This window comes from Nocardiopsis akebiae, assembly GCF_018316795.1.
Lineage (GTDB): Bacteria > Actinomycetota > Actinomycetes > Streptosporangiales > Streptosporangiaceae > Nocardiopsis > Nocardiopsis dassonvillei.
Genome location: NZ_CP074132.1, coordinates 1,533,249 through 1,560,063 on the forward strand (window position 1 = coordinate 1,533,249; position 26,815 = coordinate 1,560,063).

The following is a 26,815-nucleotide window of genomic DNA, read 5'->3' on the forward strand; positions in this document are numbered from 1 at the left end:
GGGGCCGCGGACGGCCCCGCGCGGGGCGGTCTCAGAAACCCGCGACCGGGCGCGGCGTGTAGTGGCGCTCCAGTTCCTCCACCTCGTCGTCGGTCAGCTCCAGGGACAGCGACGCGATCGCGTCGTCCAGGTGGTGCGGTCTGGTGGCGCCGATGATCGGCGAGGTCACCGCGGGGTTGCGCGACACCCAGGCCAGGGCGATCCGTGCGCGGGGGACCCCGCGCCTCCGGGCGATCGCGCCGACGGCGTCCGCGATCGACCGGTCCGCCTCCGCGTACAGCCGTGCGCCGAACGCGTCGCCGCGGCTGCGCGCCGTCTCCTCATCCCACGCGCGGGTGAGCCGACCGCGGGCCAGGGGGCTCCACGGGATGACCCCGATGCCCTCGTCCGCGCACAGGGGCAGCATCTCCCGCTCCTCCTCGCGGTAGAGCAGGTTGTAGTGGTTCTGCATGGTGGCGAACCGGGTCCAGCCGTTGACGTCGGCGACCCGCAGCGCCTTGGCGAACTGCCAGGCGTGCATCGATGAGGCGCCCACGTAGCGCGCCTTGCCCGCCCTGACCACGTCGTGCAGGGCCTCGACGGTCTCCTCGATCGGCGTGGTGGGATCCCAGCGGTGGATCTGGTACAGGTCAACGTAGTCGGTGCCCAGGCGCCTCAGACTGTGGTCGATCTCGGCGAGGATCGCCTTGCGCGAGAGCCCGCCGCCGTTGGGGCCCGGCCGGGCGCGGCCGAACACCTTGGTGGCCAGCACGATCTCGTCGCGGTCGGCGTACTCGGCCAGGGCGCGGCCCACGATCTCCTCGCTGCTGCCGTCCGAGTAGGTGTTGGCGGTGTCGAAGAAGTTGACGCCCGCCTCGACCGCCTGGCGGATGAAGGGCCTGCTGGCCTCCTCGTCCAGGGTCCAGTCGTGGGTGCCCCTGGCGGGGTCTCCGTAACTCATGCAGCCGAGGGTGACGCGGGAGACGTCCAGTCCGGTCCGGCCCAGCTTGACGTAGTCCACGGGCTCGCCTTCCGTCGAGGGGTGGGATCGGCACGACTCTAGGGTGCCGGGCCGCGGGCTCACCGCACGCCCTCCAGGAATCTACGCCGTAAAGCTCCGTGGGGGCGGCGGGACGATACACGGACGGGTGCGGTACCGGTGGTACCGCACCCGTCCCGCGCGGCCGTCACGCCTCGGTGGCCCCCACGAGCCAGGCGACCTTGTGGGCCGTGACGCCGAGGCTCCCACTGCTGCCGAGGTAGACCCCGAACGAGGCGATGAACGCGTAGTCGTGCTCCCGGCGCTCACAGATCACGTCCTCGACCGCACACGCGGATGACGGGTTGCGCACGCGCAGGCGCGGCGACGACTGTTCGTCGACCACGTCGGCCCGTACGTCGTACCGGGACAGTTCCGCGGCTAGTTTGCCGAGGTGCTCGTGCTCCTCGGAGGGCACACGGGTCGGCTGCTCGCCCCTCGTCTGTCTCGACTTGGCCATGGCGCAGATCCTTTCGTGTCGAGCGTGGTGGCTCTCCTCGATGCCCTGCCGCCATTGTCACCCAGGGTTATATTACTAGTCCGTAACGCGGTTACGACACGCCGTTACTCCACCCGGGCGCCTTCGTACACCACCTCGCGGACCCCGAGGTCCTCGTCGAGCACGACGAGGTCGGCGCGCCCTCCGACCTCGATCCGGCCCACCCCGTCCAGCCCCAGCGCCGCGGCCGGAACCGACGACGCCGACCGAACGGCCTCGGGCAAGCCGACGCCCAGACCCCGCACGGCGTTGCGCACGGCCTGGGGCAGGACGATCGTGCTGGAGGCGATCGTGCCGCTCTCCGCCAGGCGCGCCTCGCCGCCGCTCACCCGCACCCGCAGGTCGCCCAGCGTGTACTCGCCGTCGCCCAGGCCCGTCGCCGACATCGCGTCCGTCACCAGCGACACCCTGCCCGCGCCCGCGGCGTCGAAGACCAGCCCGGCCGCGCCCGGGTGGACGTGCACGTTGTCCACGATCAGCTCGACCGTCACGCGCTCGTCGCCCAGCGCGGCGGCGATCGGTCCCGGGTCGCGGTGGCCCAGCGGGCGCATCGCGTTGTACAGGTGGGTGGCCACCGACGCCCCCGCGTCGAAGGCCGCCAGCGTCTGCTCGTAGGTGGCCTCGGTGTGCCCCACCGCCGCCACCACGCCGGAGGAGGCCGCCGCGCCGATCAGGTCCAGCGCCCCGGGCAGCTCCGGGGCCACCGTGACCATGCGCACGTGCCCCCGCCCGGCCTTGAGCCAGCGGTCGAACTCGGCGGTGTCGGGGTCGCGGAGCAGTCCGGGGTCGTGCGCCCCGCACCTTGCCCGGGAGATGAAGGGGCCCTCCAGGTAGATGCCCGCCAGTTCGCCCGCGTCGCAAAGTTCGGCCAGCGCCGCCACCTGGCGCAGGGTGTCCTCCGGGGTGGCCGCCACGAGACCGCCCACCAGCGCGGTCACGCCCCGGGAGCGGTTGAACGCGATCGTCTTGCGGACGGCCTCGGGGTCGGTCTCGGTGAACGCGTGCCCCGCGCCGCCGTGGATGTGGGTGTCCACCATGCCGGGGACGACCCAGGCGCCGCCGAGGTCGCGGCCGTCGGGGACGGGTCCGTCCGATCCGAGCGCGGCCACACGGCCGTTCTCGATCCTCAGCCATCCTTCGTGGACCCCGTCGGGGGTCACGACGCGCGCGTTGGTGAGTGTGACGGGGGTGTGGGCCATGTGAGGGGTTCCTCGTGTCGTCTCGTCGGTGTGTGTCGCACATTACACAGGCCTTCGGGGCCGTCACCGCGGGCTTCCGTATTGCCTGCGGAGCTGGGTGATCCCGCTTCCTGGGACGGCTGTCCGAGGGGTGGACCGCCCACCGTGGCGCGCGCACGCATTGACGATAACGGCCGGGGCGCTTCATGATGGAGACATGTCCGCCGGTGAGCTGCTTGTCCAGCGCCTGCATGTCGATCTGAGACAGCAGGCGAGCGCGCTCTGTCGTAGCTAGCGCCCTGCGGGGTTTCGCCCCGCGCCCCTCGTGCCCCGTCGCACGTGCCCTGTCGCAGACACCGGACGCTCATCTCCTCCCCTGGGTTCTGTGGGGACCGCCCCGCGGTCGCCGAAGCAGACCTGCCAGGCCCGACACAGGCGGTTCTCGGACAGCGTGGTCCGCCCCAGTGTCGGATGCGGGGAACCGCGAGAGTCCCAGGACGTTCGTCACCCCTCCTTCCGGTGTCAACCACCCCGCCGTCCTCTCCGGCTGGTGTCTCCTCCGATCCCGGCTCGCTCTGTTCGAACCCAGGAGTTCTCGCATGACCCGCTTCACCGTGCTCGTCGCCGCCCCCCGAATCCGCTCCTCCGTCCGCGACGCCGCCCTGCGCGCGGCCTCCGAGGTCGCCACCCGCGCGGGTGTCGATTCCCGTCCCGACGTCATCGACATCGCCGAACTGGGCGCCGAGCTGCTCTCGGAGTCCTCCGCCGCCGTCGACGCGGCGCTGGCGAAGGTGCGCGAGAGCGACGTGCTCCTCGTGGCCTCCCCGCAGGCGCACGGCACCTACACCGGGCTGTTGAAGGTCTTCCTCGACCGCCTGCCCGAGCTGGGGCTGGGCCACACGGTCGCGGTTCCGCTGGCGGTCGTGGAGGACCTGCGCAACAGCCGGGGCATCGAGGAGGACCTGCGTATCCTGCTGGCCGACCTGGGCGCCTGGGTGGCCGAGCCCGGCCTGATCCTGGCGGAGGGGGAGACCGGCCAGCCCGACAGCGTGGTGCGGGCATGGGCCGACGTCGCCGCCCCGGGCCTGCGCGAGGCCGTGTCGGTGGCCGTCTGACCGGGCCCGCCGGGGCGGTCCCGCCGCGTGCGCGCTACGCGTGGGCGCGTCTGCGGCTCGTCTCCGCCTCGGCGGCGGCCACGTTGCCGCGGACCAGGACGACCACGACGAGGGTGAGCGCGAACCCGCCCACGCGCAGGGCCAGCATGACCGGGTCGTCGGGCAGGCGCTCGCCGAACAGGATCGTGCCCATGACGACCATGAACACGTTGCCCACGACGTTGGACACCGGGGCGGTGATGGAGGCCCGCGAGCGCTGGAGCGAGGTCTGGAAGAGGACGATGCCCACCGCCCAGCCCACCGCGTACAGGTAGGGGTAGGGCGAGAGCAGCGCGGGGACGACCGCGTCCCACAGGCCGTGGTCGGCCAGCAGGCCGCCCAGCCCCTTGCCCTGGAGGCCCGCGCTGCCCTGGGCGAAGCCCGCGGCCGCGCCCAGGGCGGCGGCGGACACGTAGCGACCGCGGCCGCCGACCAGGCCCACGACGACCAGGCACGCCGCCACGGTGAGCAGGCTGACGGTGATGAGCAGCGGCGTGTCGGCGGTGGTCCCGGTCTCGGCGCCCCCGGCGGTGGACAGGCTGAGCAGGCCGAGCGCCACCGGCATGACGCCGAGGGCCGCGTACTCGCCCCGCGTGACGCGCTCGCCCAGGACGAGGGTGATGGCGAGGATGCCGCACGCGACCCCGGCGGCGAAGGCGGGCTGGGCCACGGACACGGGTGCGAGGCCGAGGGAGACGATCAGGCCGACGCTGCCCAGGGCGGCGAAGAGGCAGCCGAGCACCCAGCGGGGGTTGGTGAGCAGGACCCGGGCCAGGTGGAGGGGGCGGTTGATCGAGATCGACTCCGCGCCGTGCAGGGCGCGCTGTTCCACGGTCAGGCCGACGGTGTAGACCACCGCGGACAGCAGGGCCACCAGGAGTCCGGTCACGGGGGTCCTGCTTTCCGTCGGGGCGCGGAGTCGAGAGCGCGGGGGCGGCCGCTAACGTCGGTGTAGGCGGTTCCGCTCGGCCGCAACGAGTTGACGAATTATATATAACCAGTTCTAGTCTTGTCTGACGAACCCCCTGTGGGGGGTAGAACCCGTTCTGGGAACGCAGGGGGCGCGGTGCGCGGATCCGACGAACGCTCCGTGTGGTGGTCGCGCGTGGCCCACCGCTTCGGCAGGCTTGGGTTCCGCTTGCCCCGTCCGGGCGGGGCTCGGCCCGGCGAACCGGGGCCGGAGCACCCGCGACCGCCGCGTTGGGCGTCGCTCCTGGACCGGTGGCCCCGACGGCTCCGCCTCCCGCTGCTCCGGCCCCGCTGGGACAGCCATTCCCGTTTCGAACCCGGGCCCCTCGGGCTGCTCGGCGTCATGCTCTCGGCGATGGCGGTCACCCTGCTGCTGGTCCAGAGCGGTTCCGGGGGAGGAGCCGCGCAGGAGGGGCGCGCCGAGGAGCCCGTCACCGTGCCGGGGCCGCCGGACGGCGAACTGCGCGTCATGGTCGTCGGCGACTCGCTCTCCCAGGGCAGCAGCGGCGACTACACCTGGCGCTACCGCCTGTGGTCCCACCTGCGGGGGGCCGGGGTGGAGGTGGACTTCGTCGGCCCCTACGACGGCATGTACGGTCTGGCGGACCGGGAGTTCGGCAACCAGGACTACGCCGACCCCGACTTCGACACCGACCACGCCGCCCGCTGGGGCACCACCGCGCAGGACCTGTCCACCGGGGCCGCGCTGATGGCCGCCGAGTACCGGCCGCACTACCTGCTCCTCCTGGCCGGTACCGAGGACATCCTGTCGGGCGGGGACGCCGACAGCGCGCTGGAGGGGGTGGGCGAGACGGTGTCCACGGTGCGCGTCGTGCGGGGGCAGACCCGGTTCGTCCTCGGGGAGCTTCCGCCGGTGGAGGACCCCCGGGCCAACGCCGAGATCGACCGTTTCAACATGGGCCTTGTCGACCTCGCCGCGCAGCTCACCTCCAGCGACTCGCCCGTGGTGGTCGCGCGGGTCGCCGACGGGTACGCCCCGGCCAGTGACAACTGGGACGAGGCGCACCCCAACGCGCGCGGCGAGCTGAGGATCGCGGCGGCCTTCGCCGACGCGCTCGCCGAACCGCTGGGGGTCGGCGCGGCCTACCGGCGGCCGCTGCCGGAGGCGACGGTGGGGCCGACGACCGCGCCCGAACCGGTGGCGGAGGAGTCCGAGGACGGCCTCGTGCTCAGTTGGGACGCCGTGCCCGGCGCGACCGGCTACCGGGTGGTGCAGCGGCGCGTGGGGCCGGACCCGGACGAGGCCGCCGTGCTCCCGGTGGACGTGCGCGCCGACGGGGACAGCCGTTCCGTGCTGGTGGAGGCGCTCTTCAGCGGAGCCCGCTACGAGTTCGCGGTGCGCTCTTTCAAGGGCCGGGACGAGGGGGCGGAGTCCGAGCCCCTCCGGTGGGTGTGGGACGACGATCCGCCTCCGGGGCCGTCCTGGCTGCGCGTGGTCGACGGCGGGGCGACAGTGGAGTGGGAGGACGTCGAGGAGGCCTCCCACTACGAGGTGTGGGTGCGCGCGCTGGACTGCGGGGCCGCCGACGACCGGCGCGCGCCCGCGTCCCCGGACGGCGACCGCGCCTCGGAGGCGCCCGTGGAGTCCCCCGTGCCCACCGGGGGACCGTCCGACCCCGCTCCCGACGCGGACCCCGGTCCGCGGCCCGCTCCCACGCCGACCCCCGCTCCCACGCCGTCCGTGCCCGAACCCGAGCCCGTCGCGCCCGGTCCGGACTGCGAGCGCCGCGACGGTCTCGGCCCCGGGGACGGGCGGGAGTGGCGCACACTGGGCCCGGCGGGGGAGGAGCCGCGCTGGTCGGTGACGGTGTCGGGTCCCTACGAACTCGTGGTCCGCTCCTACCGCGACTACGTGGAGGGCGGCTACTCCGACAGCGTTCTGCTCGCGCGGGGCTGACGCAGGGTCGAGGGACTGCTTTCCAGGGGCGGAGGTCGATGGTGTCGGTCACGGGGCTGACGGCGCGGGGAGGAGGGGACGTCCGGGGAGGATGGGGCGTCCGGCTGCTGCCGTGGGTTGTGGGACTGCTCGCCGGTGTGCTGGCGCTCGGTCCCGCTCTGGGGCCCGGGTACGTGCTGCGCTACGACATGGTGTTCGTGCCCGGCCTGTCGCTGGCCACGGTGCTGCGGGGCGCGGACGGGTTCCCCCGAGCGATCCCCAGCGACGCCGTGGTGGCGGCGCTGTCCGAGGTCCTGCCCGGGGACGCGGTGCAGTCGCTGGCTCTGCTGGCGGTGTTCGCCGTGGGCGGTGCCGGTGCCGCGCGCCTGGCGCTGCGGGCGCTGCCCCGCGGCGGCGCCGGGGCCCTGGTGGCGTCGGCCGCCGCCGGGACGTCCTACGTGTGGAACCCGTTCGTGGCCGAGCGGCTGCTGTTGGGCCAGTGGGCGATGCTGCTGGGTTACGCGGGACTGCCGTGGGTGGTGTGGGCCGCCGTCCGTCTGGCGCGGGTGCGGCCGGGCGCGGGGTTCGCCGGGCTGGTGCGCGCTCTGGTGCCCGCGGCGGTCGGGGGGTTCTCGTCGGTGGTGCTGACCGCCCTCACCGCCGGTCCCGTCGTCCTCACCGCCCGCTCGCGCGGGCCGCGCCGGTGGGTGCGGGCGGCGCTCTTCGCGCTGGCGCTGGTGGTGGTCTCCCTGCCCTGGCTGCTTCCGTCCCTGGCCAGCGGGGCGGGCACGGACCCGGCCGGGGCGGCGGCGTTCGCGGCCCGTTCGGACACCCCGTTCGGGGTCCTCGGCTCCCTGCTGCTCCTGGGCGGGGTGTGGAACTCCGGTGCGGTTCCGGCGGGCTACGGCGAGCCGGTGACGGCCGCGGCCCGCCTGCTGCTGTGTCTGCTGGCGTTGGCGGGCTGGGTGTGGTTGCTGCGCCGGGAGCGGCCGGGGTTCGGCCCCGGCCTGTCGGCGGCCGCCGCCCTGGGGCTGCTGATCGCCCTGCTGGGTGCCACCGGACCGGGGCGCGCGCTGCTGGTCTGGCTGGTCTCCGCCTGGCCGGGGTTCGGGCCGCTGCGCGACGGCCAGCTCTACGTGGCTCCGCTGTCGCTGGTCCAGGCGCTCGGCCTCGGCGCGTGCGTGCGGTGGCTGGCCGGATGGCGGGGCGCCGCGCTGCGGACGGGGCTCGCGGTGTTCGTGGCGCTGCTGCCGGTGGTGGTGCTTCCGGGATTGTTGTGGGGCGCGAGCGGTCGGCTGGCCCCGGCGCACTACCCCGGGGAGTGGTTGGCGGCCCAGGAGGCGGTGGCCGCCGACGATCGGCCCGGGGCGGTGCTGGTGCTGCCCTGGAGCGCCTACCGCGGCCCCGACTGGTCGGGGCGGGCCACGGTCGTCCTGGACCCGGCGACCAAGCTCTTCGACCGGCGCGCCCTGTGGAACGACGACCTGGTGGTGGGCACCCCGGGCGGGGGAGAGGTGGTCGTGACCGGGGAGGACGCGCGGGCGCGGCGGGTCGCCGGGGTGCTCGGGCCTGATCCGGCGACGGGCCTGCCCGAGCGGTTGGACGCCGCTGCGCTGGGCGGGCTGGGGGTGCGGTACGTGGCGGTGTCCGCGCCGGTCGATAACCAGTTCTGGTCAGGTGTGGAGGGCCTATCCGTGGTGGTGGAGGGCTCCGACATGGTGCTTCTTCGGGTGCAGGACCAGCATGTAAAGGCCGACAAAGCTGGCATTCCGGGGTTGGAAGTTACCGGCGGGTTAGTTACAGTTGGGGCAATCATCTGGTCTATGGCTAGATCAGGTTCTAGTCTCGTTTTCCAGCGCTCCGGACCCAGCGCGGGATCGGGCGCGCGGAAGGAGATCCCCAAGTGATCAAGGTAATCGCCGCCTGCGTCATCGGCGCGGCCCTGGCGGGAGGCGCCACCTTCGTGGCCACCAGCCTCGCCACGGACTCGACCGCCACCGCGGAACCGGTGAACGAAACCCTCTACAACTACGGCGACCGCTAGGGCGGCCGTACGGCGGAGGTTCGCGGGCGCTCCGCCCCCTGCGGGGCGCCCCACCCCCGACTCCCGCGGCCCCGGGTACCCTCCCCCGGCCGCCCACCACCACCGACGTCCGGCCCACGGGCCCGTTCGGCGTGCGCTCCACCCTTCCCTCAGGGGATCGCCGTGCGTGTTCACCCGCACGCGTGAGGTGGCGGCACGCGGTCCGGCCGGACACCGCGCGGAAGGAGAGCGTGTGGTCTTCCAGAAGGTCCACCGGATCCGCCAGGAGGCGGAGCCGGGCCTGCCCGCGGTCACCGGGTCCCCGGCCGCCGTCGTCCCCGTCCAGGTTCCGACCGGCCCGGGCGCCCCCGCCGCCCCGGACGCCCCCGCCGACCTCGGGCCGCGCCTGGACGGGGTCCGCCTGGTCATGGTCAACTGGCGCGACCCCTGGCAGTCCGCCGCGGGGGGCGCCGAGGAGTACTCCTGGCGGATCAGCCGCCACCTGGCCGAACGCGGCGCCATCGTCACCTTCCTCACCAGCCGCGAGCCCCACCAGGCGCGCGTGGAGACCAGGGACGGGATCGTCATCCGCCGCATGGGCGGCAGATTCACCGTCTACCCGCGCGTCATGGCGTGGTTGGCCCTGTGGCGCCGCGAGTACCAGCTCGCCTTCGACTGCATGAACGGCGTCCCCTTCCTGTGCCGCCTCGTCCTGCGCCGCAGCACGCGGGTGGTCAGCGTCGTCCACCACGTCCACGACCTCCAGTTCAACGCCTACTTCCCGGCGCCCGTCGCCTGGCTGGGCCGCACGCTGGAGTCGGCCGTGGCCTCGCGCGTCTACCGCCGCTGCACCACCGTCACCGTCTCGGAGTCCTCCCGCCGGGCCATGCGCGAGAAGCTGGGCTGGCGCGCGCCGATCGAGATCATCCACAACGGCGGACTCCCCGGGCCGCAGAAGCCCCTCGACGACGCGCCCGCCCCCGCCGACATGGGCCGCCCGGCCGTGGTCAGCCTGGGCCGCCTGGTCGTCCAGAAGCGCGTCTCGCGGGTGGTCGGCCTCGCCCGCGCGCTGCGCGAGGAGCACCCCGACCTGAAGGTGCACATCATCGGCCGCGGCCCCGAGGGCGAATCCCTGGCGGAGCAGGTCGCGCGCGACGGCACGGGCGACCGCGTGCGCCTGCACGGCTTCCTGCCCGAGCAGGACAAGAACAGCGTCCTGGCCTCGTGCCACCTCCACGTCACCGCCTCCGAGTTCGAGGGGTGGGGCCTGACCGTCATCGAGGCGGCCCGCCTCGGCGTGCCCACCGTGGCCTACGATGTGGACGGACTGCGCGACTCGGTCCGCGACGGCGAGACCGGGTGGCTCGTGCGCGAGGGCGAGGAACTCGCCGACGTGGTCGCGCGCGCCCTGGAGGAGCTGTCCGACCCCCGCCGGGCCGAAGCCGTCCGCCGCGCCTGCCGCGCGTGGGCGTCCCGGTTCACGTGGGAGGCCAGCGGCGCGCGGATGACCCGGCTCGTCGCCAGGGAGTTGGGCCTGCCCGGCGCCGCGGAACCGGACGCCCCCGCGCCGGGCGCCCCCGCCCCCGACCCCCTCACCTCCGACCACCCGGGCGCCCCCGCCGTCCGGAACACGGCAGCAGGCAGGAAAGCGAAGACGTGACACCGACGGAATCCACCGCCAGGCGCGAACCGGAGGATTCCCGCACACCACCTTCCACCGGCCCCGGCGGCGCCGATCCCCGCCTCCTGGCCCGGCTCAAGGTCCTCACGGTGTGCCTGCTCCTGGGAGCGCTGGCCGCCAGCATCGACCCCGGCAGAGTCGTCAGCGACACCAAGCTCGACCTGACGGCCGACCCCCTGGGGTTCATGGAGCGCGCCCTGCACCTGTGGGACGCCTCCTACTTCGGCCAGATCCAGAACCAGGCCTACGGGTACTTCTTCCCCAACGGTCCCTTCCACCTGCTGTTCGACCTGCTCGGCATGCCCGACTGGCTCATCCAGCGCCTGTGGATGGCCGCTCTGCTCGTCGCCGCGTTCACCGGCGTGTACAAGGTCGCCGGGGCGTTGGGCGTCGGCACCGTCAACACCCGCATCCTGGCCGGGGTCGCCTACGCGCTGGCCCCCCGCGTGCTGACGCTGCTGTCCTACAACTCCGCCGAGTTGCAGCCCATGCTGCTCATGCCGTGGATCCTGCTGCCGCTCGTGCTCGGGGCCCGGCACGGCCGTTCGCCCGCCCGCATGGCCATGCTCTCGGGTCTGGCCTTCCTGCTGTGCGGCGGCACCAACGCCGCCTCCGAACTGGCCGTCCTGGTCGTCCCGGGGCTCTACCTGCTCACCCGGGCGAACGGTCCGCGCAAGTGGCGCCTGATCGCCTGGTGGACGGCCGCGCTGGTCCTCGCCTCGTTCTGGTACGTCGCGCCGCTGCTCCTCATGGCGCGGTACGTGTTCTCGTTCATGCCCTACACCGAGGACGCCGCCGTCACCACCGGCGTCACCTCGCTGCTCAACGCGCTCCGCGGCACCTCCAACTGGATGGGCTTCCTGCCCGACCAGGGCAACACCGCGCTGCCCTCGGGGGCGGAGCTGTCCACCACCCCCTGGCTGATCGCGGTCACCGCGCTGGTGGCGGGCCTGGGCCTGGCCGGGCTGGTCAACCGGCGCACCCCCGAACGGCTCTTCCTCATCGCCAGCCTCCTCACCGGCACCGCCGTCATCGTCGCGGGCTTCACCGGCGACCTCACGGGCCCCCTCGCGGGGGCCGTGCGCGAGCTGTTCGACGGCCTCCTCTCCCCGTTCCGCAACGTGCACAAGTTCGACGCGCTCGTGCGCCTGCCCCTGGTGCTGGGCCTGGCCCACCTGCCCGTGGTCGTGGCCCGGGACCTGGCCGACCGCAGGGGCACGCCCGTGCCCGGACGCGTGCGCCGCGCCGTCGCGGGCGCCACCGCCGCCGTCTTCGCGGTCACCCTCGTGCCCGTCGGCACCGTCGGGATCGCCCCCGCGGGCGGCTTCGCGCGGATCCCCGACTACTGGCACGAGGCCTCCGACTGGCTGGAGGCGCGCGCCGACGAGCGCGGCATGACCATGGCCCTGCCCGGTTCGGCGCGCGGCGAGTACGAGTGGGGCCGCCCCATGGACGAACCCCTGCAACCGCTCTTCGAGGGGGCCTGGACCAACCACCAGATCATCCCGTGGGGCTCGGCGGGCGTCTCCCGCATCACCCACGAGATCGACCAGCGCGTCTCCTCGGGCCGCGGCTCCGCCGGGCTCGCCGACACCTTCGCGCGCATGGGCGTCACCCACCTCCTCGTACGCAACGACCTCCAGCGCACCGGCAACAACGGCGGCTGGCCCGCCCGCGTCCACCAGGCCCTGGCCGACTCGCCTGGCATCGCCCCGGCCGCCGAGTTCGGCCCGGTCATCGGCTCGCTGGACCACCAGTCCGCCTCCCAGTGGTTCGACCAGCCCTACCGGGCGCTGAGCGTCTACGAGGTGGAGGACGCCGCGCCCACCGTCGGCACCGTGCCCGCCGACGAGGTGCTGCGGGTCACCGGCGGCCCCGAGTCCGTGCTCCACCTGGCCGAACAGGGGGTGGTCGACGACGACCGCCCGATCCTGCTCGGGGACGACCCCGGGGCCGGGGAGGTCGCCGCCCGGGACACGATCGTCACCGACACCGCCCGCCGCCGCGAGGTGGTCTACTCCGACGTGCGCCGCAACGCGTCGGCCACCCTCACCGAGGACCAGGAGCTCGAACGAGACGTCCCGGCCCCCGACGTCCTCGACCCGGCCTGGGAGGACCACGTCGCCCACGCCGAGGACATCGGGATCGCCTCGGTGAGCGCCTCCTCCGCCGAGAGCGGTGCGGGCGCGCGCGCCGCCGACCGCGACCCGGGGCACGCCCCGCACGCCGCGCTCGACGACGACCTCACCACCTCCTGGCGGTCCAGCGCCTTCACCGGAGCGCTGGGGGAGTGGATCGAGGTCGAGTTCGAGGAGCCCCAGGACCTCACCGGGCTCAGCGTCGCCTTCGAGCACCTGCCAGGTGAGCCGCCGCCCTCCCGGGTCACGCTCGTCACCGACGGCGGCGAGGCGCAGGTGCCCGTCGCCGAGACCGAGGAGCCCCAGGAGCTGACGGCCCCGCCCGGCGCGACCACCACGCTGCGCGTGCGCGTGGACGAGCTGGCCTGGGAACCGGAGTACCGGTTCGGCACCCGGGTGGGCGTCGCCTCGATCTCCGTGCCCGGCCTGGAACCGGCCCGCACTCTGCGGGTCCCCGGTCCCGCCGACGCCGGAACGCTGCTGTTCACCGGCTCCACCGGCACCGCCCCCGGCTGCATGGAGGGCTCGCACGTGTGGGTGTGCAACCCCGACCTCCAAGTGCAGGGCGAGGACGCGCGCCGCCTGGACCGCACGTTCGAGCTGTCGGCGGAGTCGGCCTCGGCCCCGCACACGGTCTCGGGCGAGGTCGTGCTCACCGACCCCCGGGAGGCGGAGAACGCCGCCAACCGGGCCAGCCCGCACCCGCGTGTGACGGCCTCCTCCACGGCCGTGCAGCACCCCGCCGCGATGGGCCGGGGCGCGCTGGACGACGACGAGGGCACCGTCTGGTACCCGGACCCGGAGGAGAAGAACCCCTGGCTCGACATCGAGCTGGGCGCGCCCGCCGAGATCGGGCACCTGGAGGTGGAGTTCCCCCGCGCCGACAGCGTGCTGCGGCCGATCCGGGTGACCGTCGAGGGCGGCGGCACGGTGCGCGAGGGGTGGCTGGACGGCAGCGGCCGGATGGACTTCGCCGAGTTCACCGCGGAGTCGCTGCGGGTGACCTTCGAACGCCCCGAGGGGCAGGCCCTGGAGATCGGCACCGTCACCCTGCCCGGGGTGGACCCGGTGGAGCCGCTGCCCGAGGGCGACGCCTCCACCGCCTGCGGCCTGGGCCCCACGCTGCGGGTCAACGACCAGCGGGTGGAGACGCGGATCAGCCGGGGCACCCTCGCCGACCAGCTCACCGGCCGCCCGCTGCGCTACGAGAGCTGCACCGACCTGGACCTGGTCGGGGGCGAGAACCGGATCGTGGTCGATCCGGGCAACCGCTACGAGGTGCGCTCGGCCCTGGTGGAGTCCGCCGACCCCGTCTCGGACCGCCCCGAGGTCACCATGGCCGAGGTGGAGGAGGTGCACGTCTGGGGTCCGGGCGAGCGCCGCTTCGACGTGGACGCGGCCGAGGACAGCCTCCTGGTGGTCAACGAGAACTTCAACGAGGGCTGGCAGGCCCGCCTGGAGGGGGCGGACGCGGTCCTGGAGCCGGTCCGGCTGGAGGGCTGGAAACAGGCCTGGGTGCTGCCCGCGGGCAGCGCGGGCACCGTCACCCTGACCTACGCGCCCGACACCGCCTACCACCGGGCCCTGGCCGTGGGCGCCGCGCTGGCCGCGGTGCTGGTGGTCGCCGCCCTGTGGCCCAGGCGCCTGCTGCCCGGGGGAGCGGCGGCCCGGGCCGCGGCCCCTCGGGGCGCCCGCGCCCTGCCCGACGCCGGGCCCGCGTGGCTGGGAAGGCGGGTCGTGCTGCCGCTGGGCCTGGCCTACGGCGTGTGGGTGGCCGGTGCGGTCGGAGCCGCCCTGGTCGCGGTGATCCTGGTGTGCGTGTGGTGGCTGGGGCGTCGGGCACCCCGGAGGCTGCGGCACGCCAAGCCGGGAAGGCCCTCCATGGGCGGGCGGACGCTGCCGCTCCTGGCGGGGCCCTGGCCGGTGGCGGTGTCGTTGGCGCTGGCCGGACTCGCCATGGGCGCGGGCACCTACCTGGCGCTGTACATGCCCTTCCACGACGTGACCGAGGTGCTCGGGGGAGCGCTGCGCGGCTGGGTCTCCCAGCTGCTGTGCCTGCCCGCGCTGGCCCGGCTCGTGCTGGCCCTGGGCCAGCCGGGCGACGGTGAGGACCCCGACGCCGATCCGCCGTCGGTCCGCGCCCGGGCTGCCGCCGCGAACGCCGGTGGTGGAGGGGCGGGCGGGTCCGCTCCATCCGACGGTGCGACCGATGCGGCCTGTGGGGCCAATGGTGCTGTCGTTCTCGGGGCGGGCAGGGCCTCCGGGTCCCATGCGGCCCCTGAGGGGAAGGGGACTGCGGCCGTGGAGGCTGCCGGTGCCGACGCGGCTCCCGGGGGATACGGGGCTGGTGATGCCGAGGCCGTTGGGGCCAACGGCGCCGCCGGGGGTTCGGCGCCCCCTGTGAATGGTGAGGTCGACGGCGTTCCCCGCAGCGGGGGTTCCCCGGACGAGGACCGCTGGGAGAACGACCCCGAGGAGGCCCGGACATGAGCGCGCCCGGCGTCGGTGAGGCCGCCCCCAGCCAGGTCGGCCCCGAGCGCCGACCGGGGCGCTCCCTGCCCCGCGGCACCCTGCTGGTGGCCGTGGGCGCCTTCCTGCTCACCCTGGCCGCCCTGCTCCCGCTCCACGTGTACGAGCGGATGGCCCTGCTGCCCGCCGGGGCCGAGTTCGACATCCGAATGCTGGACGAGGACGCCGGTTACCTGGACACCTCCACGTGGTCGTGGGTGGAGTCGGCCGAGCTCAGCCGGGTCACCCGGGTGGACGCCTCCGCGCACGGCGGCGGCTGGTCGGCGTGGGAGGTGTCGGTGGACACCTCCGTGCCCGACCGGATGATCGACCACTGGAGCCGCCGCGTCATCGTCGACCGGGAGACCGGCCGGGCGGTCAACTGCTGCGGTGAGCACGTCGACGGCGACCGGGCGGTCCGGCAGGCGGGGCTGGTGCACTTCTGGCCGCCCGGCGACGAGCAGGGCGAGTACCCCTTCTACGACGCAGAGGTGCGGTCCGCGCCGATGCTGGAGTTCCAGGAGTGGGAGGAGGTGGCGGGGGTGCGGGTGCGCCGGTACAGCCAGTGGATCGAGTCCACCCAGGTGCCCGACTCGGCCCGCCCGGTTCCCGCCTCCCTGTTCCGTTCCGGGGCCACGGGCACGGTCACCGCCACCCGCTGGCTGGAGGTCAGCCGGACGTTCTGGGTGGAGCCGGTCAGCGGGATCGTGGTCAACGCCCACGAGACCCGCGCGGAGACCCTGCGCCCGCAGAACGACAGCGGTGAGGCGCCCCTGCTGTACGCGCGGCTGGTCCTGGCCGAGCAGCAGGTCGCGGCCCGGGCCGAGCAGGCCCGCGTGCGCTCGGTGCTGCTGCGCGCCCTCTCCTCGTGGGCTCCGTGGACGCTGGCCCCGCTCGGCGGCCTGGTCGTGCTGGCCGGCCTGTTCCGGGCACGGCGGGACGGGGGAGCGGAGCGGGGCACCGGCCGTGCGGAGGAGGAGCCCGCCGCACCGGCGCCTAGCTGATACCCGGCGCAACCGGCGGGCCGTCCCCGGTGCTCCAGGGGTGGGAAACACCGGCGGATACGGGTGTTCCGGGAGAGAAGGAGCTGTTTCGACCGTAGGATCACACCCATGTGCGGTCGTTATGCCCAGTCCAGGAACGTGCACCAGTTGCAGCTCGCCTTCGGCCTGCCCGAGCAGGCCCTTCCCGAGGAGACCGATCCCCGTGCGTGGCCGCCGCTGGAGGAGCTGGACCCGGACTACAACATCTCCCCGGGCAGGCCGGTGTACGCCGTGCTCGGCCCGCCCCCGCAGGCCGAGGACCGGGGTGAGCCGGGGCCCCGCTCCCTGCACACCATGCGCTGGGGCCTGGTGCCCTCCTGGGCCAAGGACCGCAACATCGGCTACCGGATGATCAACGCCCGCAGCGAGACCATCGCCGACAAGCCGGCCTTCCGCACGGCCTTCCGGCGCCGCCGCTGCCTGCTGCCCGCCGACGCCTACTACGAGTGGCAGCTGATCGGCAGGGACGGGACCGTGCAGGCCAGCACCTCGCCGGTCACCGACCCCCACCACAAGAAGCGCAAGGCCAAGGCGGACAAGAAGCCCTACTCCATCCGCTACCCCGACGACCGGCCGCTGGCCATGGCGGGGATCTTCGAGCGCTGGCGCGACCCGGAGGTGGCCGAGGACGACCCCGCCGCGTGGGTGTGGAGCTGCGCCGTCGTCACCACCGAGGCCGCCCCCGAGCTCGCCCACATCCACGAGCGCATGCCCGTCGTCGTGCCCCCCGAGGACTGGGCGGCCTGGCTGGACCCGGCGACCGGGGCCGACGAGTTGGCCCACCTGCTCCAGGACACCCCGGCCGACCGCTTCGACGTGGACGAGGTCTCCACCGACGTCAACAGCATCAAGAACAACCGCCCCGACCTGCTCGAACCGCTCTCCGACACCGGGGGAGACGAGCCGCAGACGCTCTTCTGACCCGGGGGAGAGCGGCACGGACCCGTGCCGTCCGCGCCGTCGGGGGGACGGTTCCCGTCCCCCGGACGCTGGACAGTCCCGCCCCGCGGCTCCCGTCCGTCCGCGCCGTCTGGGGTGGCGTGCGGGGGACACTTTTGTATCCCGGGGAGGGTGGACAGCCCCGCTCCGCGGCCGGATACAGTGTCGGGGGCCGCACGGGCCGGGGACCGCCCCGGTCCCGCGTGCCCGGGGCGCCCGAGGCGCCCCCACATCTTCATACGCAACGCGGGAGCTCGCGCCATGGCGGGCTGAGAGGGCGGCTCAACGGTGTCGCCGACCGCAGAACCTGTTCGGGTAATTCCGACGTAGGGAGGCATGCCATGACGGCTCTCGACGGCCGCGACGTCAGTTCCACCGCCGACCACCGGGTGACCACCGGGCCCATCATGGGATCACGCAAGGTCTACCGGGAGGTCGCCACCCCCGAGGGGCACACCCTCCGCGTCCCGCAGCGCCGGGTGGAACTCAGCAACGGCAGCCACTTCGACCTGTACGACACCTCCGGCCCGTACACCGACGACACCGCGCACATCGACGTCCACCGGGGCCTGGCCCCCACCCGCGGGGAGTGGGCCCACGCGCCCGCCCCCTCCGGCGGCGCGACCACCCAGCTGGCCCACGCCAAGGCCGGGACCATCACCCCCGAGATGCGGTTCGTGGCCGCCCGGGAGGGCGTGGACCCCGAGTTCGTCCGCCGGGAGGTGGCCGTGGGCCGGGCGGTCATCCCCGCGAACCGGTGCCACCCCGAGTCCGAGCCGATGATCATCGGCAAGAACTTCCTGGTCAAGATCAACGCCAACATCGGAAACTCCGCCGTCACCTCCTCCGTCCCCGAGGAGGTGGAGAAGATGGTGTGGGCCACCCGGTGGGGGGCCGACACCGTCATGGACCTGTCCACCGGCAAGCGCATCCACGAGACCCGCGAGCGCATCCTGCGCAACTCGCCCGTCCCGATCGGGACCGTGCCCATCTACCAGGCCCTGGAGAAGGTCAACGGCGACCCGGCCGCGCTGAGCTGGGAGGTCTACCGCGACACCGTCATCGAGCAGTGCGAGCAGGGCGTGGACTACATGACCGTCCACGCGGGCGTGCTGCTGCGCTACGTGCCGCTCACCGCCCGCAGGGTCACCGGCATCGTCTCGCGCGGCGGCTCGATCATGGCGGCCTGGTGTCTGGCCCACCACCGGGAGAGCTTCCTGTACACCCACTACGAGGAGCTGTGCGAGATCCTCCGGGAGTACGACGTCACCTTCTCCCTCGGCGACGGGCTGCGGCCGGGGTCGATCGCCGACGCCAACGACGAGGCCCAGTTCGCCGAGCTGCGCACCCTGGGCGAACTCACCCACATCGCCCGCGCGCACGACGTGCAGGTGATGATCGAGGGGCCCGGGCACGTGCCGATGCACAAGATCGCGGAGAACGTGCGCCTGGAGGAGGAGCTGTGCGGCGAGGCGCCGTTCTACACGCTCGGCCCCCTGGCCACCGACGTCGCGCCCGGCTACGACCACATCACCTCCGCGATCGGCGCCGCCCAGATCGGCTGGCTCGGTACGGCGATGCTGTGCTACGTCACCCCCAAGGAGCACCTGGGGCTGCCCGACCGGGACGACGTCAAGACCGGCGTGATCACCTACAAGCTCGCCGCGCACGCCGCCGACCTGGCCAAGGGACACCCCAAGGCGCAGGAGTGGGACGACGAGCTGTCCAAGGCGCGGTTCGAGTTCCGCTGGCAGGACCAGTTCCACCTGGCCCTGGACCCCGAGACCGCGCAGTCCTTCCACGACCAGACCCTGCCCGCCGAACCGGCCAAGACCGCCCACTTCTGCTCCATGTGCGGGCCGAAGTTCTGCTCCATGAAGATCACGCAGGACGTGCGCAGGTACGCCGAGGAGAACGGGCTGGAGACGGTGGCCGCCATCGAGAAGGGCATGGCCGACAAGTCAGCGGAGTTCGCCGAGCAGGGCAAGCGGGTCTACCTGCCCCTGGCCGACTAGGGGCGGCGCGGCGACGGGGAGGGGGCGCGGCGGCGTCCCCGCCCCCTCCCCGTGCGCCCCCGTCGGCGGAGGACGGCCCTAGCCGGGCTTGCGCGCGCTCGCCACCAGGTGCACGCCCACGTAGTCGTCGGACTCCGTGGCGCGCAGCTCCATCTCCACCAGGCGTCCCATCGACCTCGGGTCGCGCGCCAGCATCATCTCCACAGTGGAGGCGGACAGCACCGTGCGGGGCTTGATCCACTCCAGTTCCAGACCGGCGTCGGTGAGCGCCTCGGTGAGCTGCTCGGCCGTGAAGCAGCGCGTGATGGAGCCGTCCGGCCAGGGCACCAGGAGCACGTCCGCGTTGGGCGCGTGGCTCAGTTCGGGCCAGCGGTCCTGCTCGGCCAGCATCGCCATGCCCAGCACCACCGAGTCCACGCACAGCAGGGCGCGGCCCCCCGGGCGCAGCACCCGGCTGACCCGGGCCAGCGCCTCCTCGGTGGCCAGGTGCCGGGACAGCACCCGGTTGTCGGCGATGACCCCGTCGAAGGAGTCCGGGGCGAAACTGCGCAGGAAGGCTGAGTCGCCCACCACGTGGCGAAGCCGTCCGCGCCGGGCGGGCCGGGGCACCACCGCGCGCCCGTTCACCAGGGTCAGCGTGCGGCGCACGGCCACGTCCACCGACGGCAGCAGGGCCACCACGTCGTGTCCGGCGGCCACGGCGCGCGGGGCGCCCTGGTAGTCCGCGCCGGAGAGGTCGAGCAGCAGGGAGGGGGTGTCGGGGAGCCACCGGGCGACCTGCGCCTCGGCGACCGCCCAGTAGAACCGCCAGTAGTCCGACAGGCGGTCGGGGGTGGCGAACTGGGCAGCCGTGGAACGGGGGCGGTCGGAGGCCGGGGTCGGGGACGGTCGCACGTGCACTCCTCTCCCATCCTCCAAGTGTCCTACCCGCACTCTGCCATGCCTCACCTCCGGTGACGGAGGTAAACGACAAAGTTCGCCCGAGGAGGGGACCTTCGTCCCCCCGCGGCGCGGAATCAGCTCGGGCGAAGCGTTGTTCTCCCCTACACCGCGCCCGGAGCAGCAGCGTCCGGGCGCGCCACACGCGAGTATGCGGGGGAGGGCCGACAGACCATGCCGACAGCCGGGACGTGCCTGGAGCGCGAGGAGACGGTGTCGGCGCCACGCGGCGCCGATGCGCGGGCCCGTGCCATGGGACCGTATCGTTGGGGTATGGACGCCCCAACCGGGACCAGCGCGAGGAGGCCGACGGGCTTGGAACAGGGCCAGGAGCAGGAGACAGCCGAGGAACGGGAAGAGCGCTTCGAGAGGGACGTGCTTCCCTTCCTCGACCAGCTCTACTCCGCGGCGCTGCGGATGACCCGTAACCCCGCCGACGCGGAGGATCTCGTACAGGAGACCTTCGCCAAGGCGTTCGGTTCGTTCCACCAGTTCAAACAGGGAACGAACCTCAAGGCGTGGCTCTACCGCATCCTCACCAACACCTTCATCAACTCCTACCGCAAGAAGCAGCGCGAACCGAAACAGGCGGGGACCGAGGACGTCGAGGACTGGCAGCTGGCGCAGGCCGCGTCGCACACCGCGGCGGGCCTGAAGTCGGCTGAGGCCGAGGCGCTCGAACACCTCCCCGACACCGACGTCAAGCGGGCGCTCCAGGAGCTGCCCGAGGACTTCCGGATCGCGGTGTACCTCGCCGACGTCGAGGGCTTCGCGTACAAGGAGGTCGCCGAGATCATGGGGACGCCCATCGGGACGGTCATGTCCCGGCTGCACCGCGGGCGCCGCCAGCTCAGGTCGATGCTGGAGGAGTACGCGGTGGAGCGGGGGTTCCTGCCGGCGAGGGCGGCGGCCGAGGCCGGCGCGGTCGCCTCGGGGACGTCCCCGCGCGGACGGGGACAGGACGTCTCGGATCGAGGAGACCGGCAATGAGCGGCGGCCACGGCGAACACAGCGACACCCCGTGCAGCGAGGTGCTCGCCAAGCTCTACACCTACATCGACGGGGAGCTGGAGGAGGGCAACTACGAACAGGTGCGCGAGCACCTGGACGGGTGCGGGCCCTGCCTCGACGAGTACGGGCTGGAGGAGGCGGTGAAGAAGCTCGTGGCCAAGCACTGCGGCTGTGATCCGGTGCCGATGGACCTGAGGGACAAGGTGCTCAGTCGCCTGGCCCGAGCGCGCACGGAGCAGTTGGCGCGGGAGGCGCGCGCGGAAAGCCCGGGCACCACGCCCTCCTGAGGGACCGGGCAGGAGCGAACCCGGTATCCGACGAAACCTGGCACACCTGGTGGCGGAAGCTGGAATTCCAGCTTCCGCCACCTTTTTGTTGCATTTTGTACCCGGTTTCGTTGTTAGTGCGCTCTGAAGTTATGTGTGGCTTTTGTGTACTTTTGCGGCAATGTCGTGCCGTATTCCCTGAGCCTGTCGGGTTTTTGGTCAGGCGCTTCCCGACCGTGTTCCCGCCTCCTCCCCCGACACGCCCGGCGCGCCCGGGCCGTTGCCGGTCGTGACCCACTCGGAATGTTTTTTCTGTCCGGATCCGGACACCGTTTCGTTTGGTTACCCGGGGTAGTCGTGCCTGGTGGTTCCGGTCGGTGGACTGCAAGGCAAGCGCCCAGGAGGTGGATCTTCGCGCGCCCCTGCTTCCAGGGGTGTGCTTACTCAGGGTGATCGAAGCTCACCACTAATTGAATTCGTAATTCCATATTCCGGAACTTGGTGCCAGTGGGAGGGGGTGCGGTGGCGGTAGTTCGGGTTGGGGGTAATCGGGGCGCTGTCGTTGCCCGTTAAACTGGACGCCATATCCAACGAATGGGGTAATTTACGCGGCGTGCCCGGGGAAAAAGACGGTGCGTACGCGTCGGGGGAGAGGGGACAGCGGTGTTCTTCGGCATGCTCCACGCGGTGATGGGAGTTCTTTGGGTGGTAACCGCCTTCAGTGGATGGTCCTGGTGGTAGAACAGAACCGGTGAAACCATGACAGTCCGGTCGTCGTCGGCGGGGGGTGAACGGGGGTGCGGGCTCTTCCTGGGGGCGCGCGTGTCTACGTCGGAATCGTCGTTGTCAGTGCTGTCACCATCATGCTCATCGGTCCCTATACGGGACTGGATCTGCACACACTGGTCCTGATCGCGATTCTCTTCGTGGTCGCGGAGTCGATCAGTACGGCGGTCCTGACGGGCGTCAAGGCGGGGATCTCGCCGAGTTCGGCGGTCGCCCTGGCCGCCGTCGTCCTGGTCGGACCGGTCGGGGCGGCGGTGGTCGGTTTCGCCTCCTGCTTCGTCATCCGCAAGCAGAACCTCGTCAAGAGGGCGTTCAACGGAGCACAGTTCGCACTGGCGGCCTACGCGGCCGGACACGTCTACCTCCTGCTCGGCGGAACGGTGGGAGAACCCGGCCGGGAGGACTTCCCGGCCATCGTCCTCCCCTACGTCGCCGCCGTCCTGACCCACTCCCTGGTCAACTCGGCGCTCGTGGCCGTCCTGATGTGGACCCTGGGCGTCGTGCGCCCGGGAGGCTCCCGGGGCCGGTTCGACTGGCGTCCGCTGGTGGGGGTCGAGCTCTCCTCCATGGGCTACCAGATGCTCGGCCTGGCCATCGCCGCGGTCTGGGGCGGGGTCGGCCTCATCGCACCGCTGCTGGTGCTGCTCCCGCTGTTCATCGCGCGCTGGACCTTCGCCCAGCAGCTGGACGAGGCCCGTGCGCACGAGGCCACCCTGGCCACCCTGTGCCAGGCGGTGGAGACCAAGGACTACTACACCCGGGGCCACTGCATGCGCGTGGCCGAGGGCGCCGCCATGATCGCCCGGGAACTGGGCATGCCCGCCGACCGGGTGCAGAAGATCCGCTACGCCGGGATGCTGCACGACATCGGCAAGCTCGGAGTGCCGACGAAGGTGCTCCAGAAGACCGGCAAGCTCACCGACGACGAGTACGCGGCCATCAAGCTGCACCCCACGCGCGGCTACGAGATCGTGCGCGAGATCAGCTTCCTGGACGAGGCGCTGGCCGGTATCCGGCACCACCACGAGCGTCTGGACGGGCGCGGGTACCCCATGGGCCTGGTGGGGATGGAGATCCCCGAGTCCGCGCGCATCATCAGCGTCGCCGACGTCTTCGACTGCCTGACCTCCACGCGCTCCTACCGCAGGGCGTGGTCGGTGGAGGACGCCGTCGCCGAGCTGCGGGCCTGCGCGGGGACCCAGTTCGACCCCAGGATGGTCGAGGCGCTCGTGCGCGCCGTCGAACGCGAGGGCTGGGAGACCCCCGACATCGCCGAGCCTCCGGGCGGCTGCTACGGGTCGGAGGCGGCCGAGCGCTCCGTGGAGGAGTCCGGCCGAACCGGGGGACCGGAGGAGGTGCCCGCCGACGCCTCCGCCCAGGAGCGCGCCGCCGGTGAGCCGTCCTCCGCAGGGGCGGCGGCCGACGAGGCCGCCCCCGCGGACGCCGCGGCCTCCGCCGAGGCAGTGACGGGCGGGCGTGAACGATGATGACGCAGAGACAGTCGGACGGGGCCCGGTCGGCCGGACCCGTGCTGAGCGGACCCGAGGGCGGCGCCCTCAACCACCAGCGCCGCCGCGGGCCGATCTGGCGGACCTCGCGGCCGGTGCGCGCGGCACTGGTCGGCTCGGTGGGCTCGGGCGCCCTGGCCGCGCTGGTGTGGACGGCCTCGACCGGGGTCGTGGAACCGCACGTGGCGCTGGCGTTCTGCCTGGTCGTCGCGGCCGGCGAGCTGGCGCGGATCACCCTGCCGGGCCATCGGGAGGTGGCCCCCATCGCCTCTGCCGGCGCGATCAGCTACGCGTTCCTGCTGTCGCTGGGTTCCGGGCCGCTGCACCACTCCGCCTGGCAGGTGGTGGCGGTGGTCGCCCTGGGCGTGGCCCTGGGCGAGCTGCCGCACATCGCGGTGGGCCGCAGCCCCCGTGTGGAGGACGTGGCCCGCAGGGTGCTCGTCGCGGCGGCGCTGGCGATCGCCTTCCGGCCGCTGGCCGACCAGCTGCACCTGTCGGGCCCCTCCGTCACGGCCACGTTGCTGATGGCGGCGCTGGTCATGTTCGTCTGGGCGGCGGACTCCCTGCTGGCGGCGGTGCTGCGGGCCGAGCGCCTGCGCACCAGAGCCTCCGTCGCGGTCCGCGACGAACTGCGCGCCCAGTTCGCCACCGGCGCCGCGATCGGCTCCAGCGGCGTGCTGATCGCGCTGGCCTGCACGGTGACCGGCCTGGGCGGTCTGCTGGTGTTCATCGCCCCGCTGCTGGTGTCGCAGGTGGCCTTCCGCCGCCACGCGGAGGTGCGCCGGACCTACCTGGAGACGGTCCGGGCGCTGTCGCGGGTCACCGAGGTGGGCGGCTACGTGGAGAACGGGCACTCGCGCCGGGTCAGCCACCTGGCGTACGGGATCGCCTGTGAACTGGGCCTGGCCGAGGCCGAACTGCTGGAGCTGGAGTACGCCGCCCTGATGCACGACATCGGCCAGCTGTCCCTGCGCGAGCCCATCGCGGGCGGCGCCACCGTGCTCGCCTCGCCCAGGGAGCAGCGGCGCATCGCCGAACTGGGTTCGGCGATCATCCGGGAGACCGGTGTCCTGGACAACGTGGCCGAGACGGTCCGCCGCCAGTGCGAGCCCCTCGCCGGGGACGGCGACGAGGGCGTCCCGCCGCTGGGCAGCCGGATCATCAAGGTGGCCAACGCCTTCGACGACCTCGTGGGCGACAGCGGCGACGCCGAGCGCCGCACGGCGGTCCTGGAGCGCCTGCGCATGGACACCGACAGCGAGTACGACCCCCGCGTGGTGGACGCGCTGGCCACGGTGCTCTCCCGGCTCTGACCGTTCCTGAACAGTGATCAGAAGTGACCCTCAGGGTCACTTTGGCACTGCACCCATCCCGAACGGTGCTGGATGGGCCGGATCACCGCGTTCACCGCGACGGCCCGCGCACCGTGTGTCGTGGCCCAGCGCAACAGTCGGGACAGGGCGTGGCGCCCCCGCGCGTCCCGGTGGGAGGCGCTGCCGGACAGGTCGAAGGCGAACCGTCGCGGGTTCCCGATCGGGTTGCCGCGGGTGTCGAGTCGCCAGGCGGCCAAGTGGTCGGCGTTGGCGTCCACCCCCACCACCCCGCGGGCCAGCGCCGCCTCCAGCGGCCACCGCCGCCGCATGGCGATGCTCCAGGGCGGTCAGGCGTCGGGACTTGGCGTGCCACTCCTGGCGGCAGGAGTACCCGCCCGGGACGTCCTGGGTGCCCGGAGTTCTGAGGGGTTGGGGGAGCCGGTGGCGCAGGGTGTCGATGTCCGTTTGGAGGCGGTGCGGGTGGGCGGCCTGGCTGCGGCGGGCCAGCGCCCACTGCTCGTTCGAGGCCCTGGTGAGCGCCCCTCGCCCACCGCGACGAGGACTCAGCGGTCAGCTCCCGTTTGCGGGCCGCCCAGGAGTCCCCGCCGTGGCCGGTGCCATCCCTGCGTCGGGCGGCCAGGTCCGTGGAGGCCAAGGATCCCAGATGGGCGCCCACGGCCCGCAGCACCGTCTCGTCCTCAGGGGTGAGGCCCTTGAGCCGGTCACGCACGCTCACCCCGGACGGCGCGGGGACCAGGAACGGGTCGGCGATCGACCGCAACCGCCGCGTACCGGTACCCGCCATCTCGCCTCCTGAACCTGCCGGTTTCGTCGCTGTGTTCGAGAAGACCGTAGCCAGGACCGGGGGCGCTTGTCCGGAGAATCAGCGAACTCCTCGGACGGAATTTCACCGGCGGGCCGTCCATCGGGGTGGGGACACACACCACACACCGCTTTCCGGCAGCAGTAGGGGCTCACTCCTGTGCCCTTGTGTGCGTTCGAGCCGCCTCCCGACCCAACAGCCACCCCCCCGGGGTCCGTCCGGCGCGGTCCGCCGGTCCGGTCCGAGGACGGGTACGGGCCGTGTCACGGCCCCACGGGGGCCAGGCGGGCGCGGGCGTGGCGAGCGCCCCGCTCCGGCGCCCGCCCGCACGGGGGTCAGTCCCGGGGCGGGCGCAGGCGTGTGACGAACTTGTACCGGTCGCCCCGGTAGAGCGAGCGCACCCACTCCACCGGGTGCCCGTCGCCGTCGAAGCTGTGCTGGCAGTGCAGCACCAGCGGCAGGCCCACGTCCACGCCCAGCAGCCGCGCCTCGTTGGGAGTGGCCAGGACCGTCTCGATCGAGGCCTCCGCCTCGGCCAGGGAGACGTCGTAGGCGCTCGCCAGAGCCTCGTAGAGCGACGCGTAGCGGTCCAGCTGCCGACGCAGGCCCGGGAAGCGCCGCGCGGCCAGGTGCGCCGTCTCCACGGCCATCGGTTCGCCGTTGGCCAGCCGCAGCCGCTCGATGCGCAGCACGCGCCCGCCGGAGCGGATGGCCAGCAGCTCGGCGAGCTGGTCGTCGGCGTTGATGTAGCTCACGTCCAGGATGCGGGTGGCGGGGTGCAGGCCGTGCGCGCGCATCTCCTGGGTGTAGCTGGTCAGCTGCAGGACCTGTGCCACCTTCGGCTTGGCCACGAAGGTGCCCTTGCCCTGGATGCGCAGCAGACGGCCCTCGACCACCATCTCGGTGAGCGCTTGGCGCACGGTGGTCCGCGAGGTGCCGAACTGGGTCGCCAGGGCGCGCTCGGGGGGTACCGGGTTGCCCGCGGGCATCGCCTCGATCAGTTCCAGGAGCTGCTTCTTCACCTGGTAGTACTTCGGCACCCGGGGGTTGCCGTCCAGTGTGCGCTGACCAGTCATCAGTCTCCTTCGCCGAGTCCCGCGCTTGCCC

Annotated in this window: 20 protein-coding genes; 13 read left to right on the forward strand and 7 right to left on the reverse strand. The window is 73.1% G+C overall.

The annotated features are described in order from the left end of the window. Positions 1-31 precede the first annotated feature (31 nt). From KGD83_RS06630 to nagA, 3 genes are all read right to left on the reverse strand, one after another. On the reverse strand, positions 32-1,000 hold the full coding sequence (locus tag KGD83_RS06630; protein WP_212642999.1) for an aldo/keto reductase: 969 nt from the start codon (positions 998-1,000) through the stop codon (positions 32-34). Between the two features lie 166 nt (positions 1,001-1,166). Then, the gene (locus tag KGD83_RS06635) at positions 1,167-1,478 is read right to left on the reverse strand and encodes a hypothetical protein (protein ID WP_212643000.1); all 312 of its coding nucleotides are present in this window, start codon (positions 1,476-1,478) and stop codon (positions 1,167-1,169) included. 104 nt (positions 1,479-1,582) lie between these two features. Continuing rightward, positions 1,583-2,716, reverse strand: coding sequence for an N-acetylglucosamine-6-phosphate deacetylase (nagA, locus tag KGD83_RS06640; protein WP_212643001.1), 1,134 nt, complete (start codon positions 2,714-2,716; stop codon positions 1,583-1,585). A 578-nt stretch (positions 2,717-3,294) separates the two neighbouring features. Here nagA and KGD83_RS06645 point away from each other — a divergent pair. Then, positions 3,295-3,810 (forward strand): NADPH-dependent FMN reductase, encoded by a 516-nt coding sequence (locus KGD83_RS06645; RefSeq protein WP_212643002.1) that lies wholly within the window; start codon positions 3,295-3,297, stop codon positions 3,808-3,810. Positions 3,811-3,844: 34 nt separating this feature from the next. On the opposite strand, the gene KGD83_RS06650 is transcribed toward KGD83_RS06645, so the two are convergent. Beyond that, on the reverse strand, positions 3,845-4,738 hold the full coding sequence (locus KGD83_RS06650) for a hypothetical protein (RefSeq protein WP_212643003.1): 894 nt from the start codon (positions 4,736-4,738) through the stop codon (positions 3,845-3,847). A 435-nt stretch (positions 4,739-5,173) separates the two neighbouring features. Between KGD83_RS06650 and KGD83_RS06655 the strand changes: the two genes are divergently transcribed. The 8 genes from KGD83_RS06655 to thiC all read left to right on the forward strand — a co-directional run bounded on the left by KGD83_RS06655 (position 5,174) and on the right by thiC (position 19,062). Further along, positions 5,174-6,736, forward strand: a complete 1,563-nt coding sequence (locus KGD83_RS06655) for an SGNH/GDSL hydrolase family protein (RefSeq protein ID WP_249352183.1) — start codon at positions 5,174-5,176, stop codon at positions 6,734-6,736. 38 nt (positions 6,737-6,774) lie between these two features. Then, positions 6,775-8,622: a hypothetical protein gene (locus KGD83_RS06660; protein ID WP_249352185.1), complete on the forward strand. Its 1,848-nt coding sequence runs from the start codon at positions 6,775-6,777 to the stop codon at positions 8,620-8,622. After that, positions 8,619-8,759 carry a hypothetical protein gene (locus tag KGD83_RS06665; RefSeq protein ID WP_013154713.1) on the forward strand — a complete coding sequence of 47 codons (141 nt, stop codon included), beginning with the start codon at positions 8,619-8,621 and terminating at the stop codon, positions 8,757-8,759. Before KGD83_RS06660 ends, KGD83_RS06665 begins: the two co-directional genes overlap by 4 nt. Positions 8,760-8,991: 232 nt before the next feature. Then, positions 8,992-10,398 (forward strand): glycosyltransferase family 4 protein, encoded by a 1,407-nt coding sequence (locus KGD83_RS06670; protein ID WP_212643005.1) that lies wholly within the window; start codon positions 8,992-8,994, stop codon positions 10,396-10,398. Further along, complete coding sequence (locus KGD83_RS06675; protein ID WP_212643006.1) at positions 10,395-15,047, forward strand: alpha-(1->3)-arabinofuranosyltransferase; 4,653 nt, start codon at positions 10,395-10,397, stop codon at positions 15,045-15,047. Before KGD83_RS06670 ends, KGD83_RS06675 begins: the two co-directional genes overlap by 4 nt. Next, entirely contained in the window at positions 15,044-16,069 is a 1,026-nt protein-coding gene (locus KGD83_RS06680; RefSeq protein WP_212643007.1) for a DUF3068 domain-containing protein, read from the forward strand. Before KGD83_RS06675 ends, KGD83_RS06680 begins: the two co-directional genes overlap by 4 nt. Positions 16,070-16,177: 108 nt before the next feature. Next, on the forward strand, positions 16,178-17,029 hold the full coding sequence (locus KGD83_RS06685; protein ID WP_212643008.1) for an SOS response-associated peptidase: 852 nt from the start codon (positions 16,178-16,180) through the stop codon (positions 17,027-17,029). Between the two features lie 359 nt (positions 17,030-17,388). Beyond that, entirely contained in the window at positions 17,389-19,062 is a 1,674-nt protein-coding gene (gene thiC, locus KGD83_RS06690; RefSeq protein WP_275956949.1) for a phosphomethylpyrimidine synthase ThiC, read from the forward strand. 78 nt (positions 19,063-19,140) lie between these two features. Here thiC and KGD83_RS06695 read toward each other — a convergent pair whose 3' ends face one another. After that, entirely contained in the window at positions 19,141-19,962 is an 822-nt protein-coding gene (locus tag KGD83_RS06695; protein ID WP_212643009.1) for a class I SAM-dependent methyltransferase, read from the reverse strand. Between the two features lie 312 nt (positions 19,963-20,274). Here KGD83_RS06695 and KGD83_RS06700 point away from each other — a divergent pair, with 312 nt between their 5' ends. The 4 genes from KGD83_RS06700 to KGD83_RS06715 all read left to right on the forward strand — a co-directional run bounded on the left by KGD83_RS06700 (position 20,275) and on the right by KGD83_RS06715 (position 24,885). Beyond that, a complete protein-coding gene (locus KGD83_RS06700; RefSeq protein WP_047869444.1) occupies positions 20,275-20,991 on the forward strand; it encodes a sigma-70 family RNA polymerase sigma factor in 717 nt (238 codons plus the stop codon). After that, positions 20,988-21,299 carry a mycothiol system anti-sigma-R factor gene (gene rsrA / locus KGD83_RS06705; RefSeq protein WP_212643010.1) on the forward strand — a complete coding sequence of 104 codons (312 nt, stop codon included), beginning with the start codon at positions 20,988-20,990 and terminating at the stop codon, positions 21,297-21,299. The genes KGD83_RS06700 and rsrA overlap by 4 nt, the downstream gene beginning before the upstream one ends. A gap of 842 nt (positions 21,300-22,141) precedes the next feature. Further along, on the forward strand, positions 22,142-23,551 hold the full coding sequence (locus KGD83_RS06710) for an HD-GYP domain-containing protein (protein ID WP_212643011.1): 1,410 nt from the start codon (positions 22,142-22,144) through the stop codon (positions 23,549-23,551). Beyond that, on the forward strand, positions 23,551-24,885 hold the full coding sequence (locus tag KGD83_RS06715) for an HD-GYP domain-containing protein (protein ID WP_212643012.1): 1,335 nt from the start codon (positions 23,551-23,553) through the stop codon (positions 24,883-24,885). The genes KGD83_RS06710 and KGD83_RS06715 overlap by 1 nt, the downstream gene beginning before the upstream one ends. A 17-nt stretch (positions 24,886-24,902) precedes the next feature. Here KGD83_RS06715 and KGD83_RS28480 read toward each other — a convergent pair whose 3' ends face one another. Both KGD83_RS28480 and KGD83_RS06725 read right to left on the reverse strand, forming a co-directional pair. Next, a complete protein-coding gene (locus tag KGD83_RS28480) occupies positions 24,903-25,214 on the reverse strand; it encodes a hypothetical protein (protein ID WP_249352187.1) in 312 nt (103 codons plus the stop codon). A gap of 829 nt (positions 25,215-26,043) precedes the next feature. Beyond that, positions 26,044-26,784 (reverse strand): GntR family transcriptional regulator, encoded by a 741-nt coding sequence (locus KGD83_RS06725; protein WP_013154702.1) that lies wholly within the window; start codon positions 26,782-26,784, stop codon positions 26,044-26,046. Between the last annotated feature and the right edge of the window lie 31 nt (positions 26,785-26,815).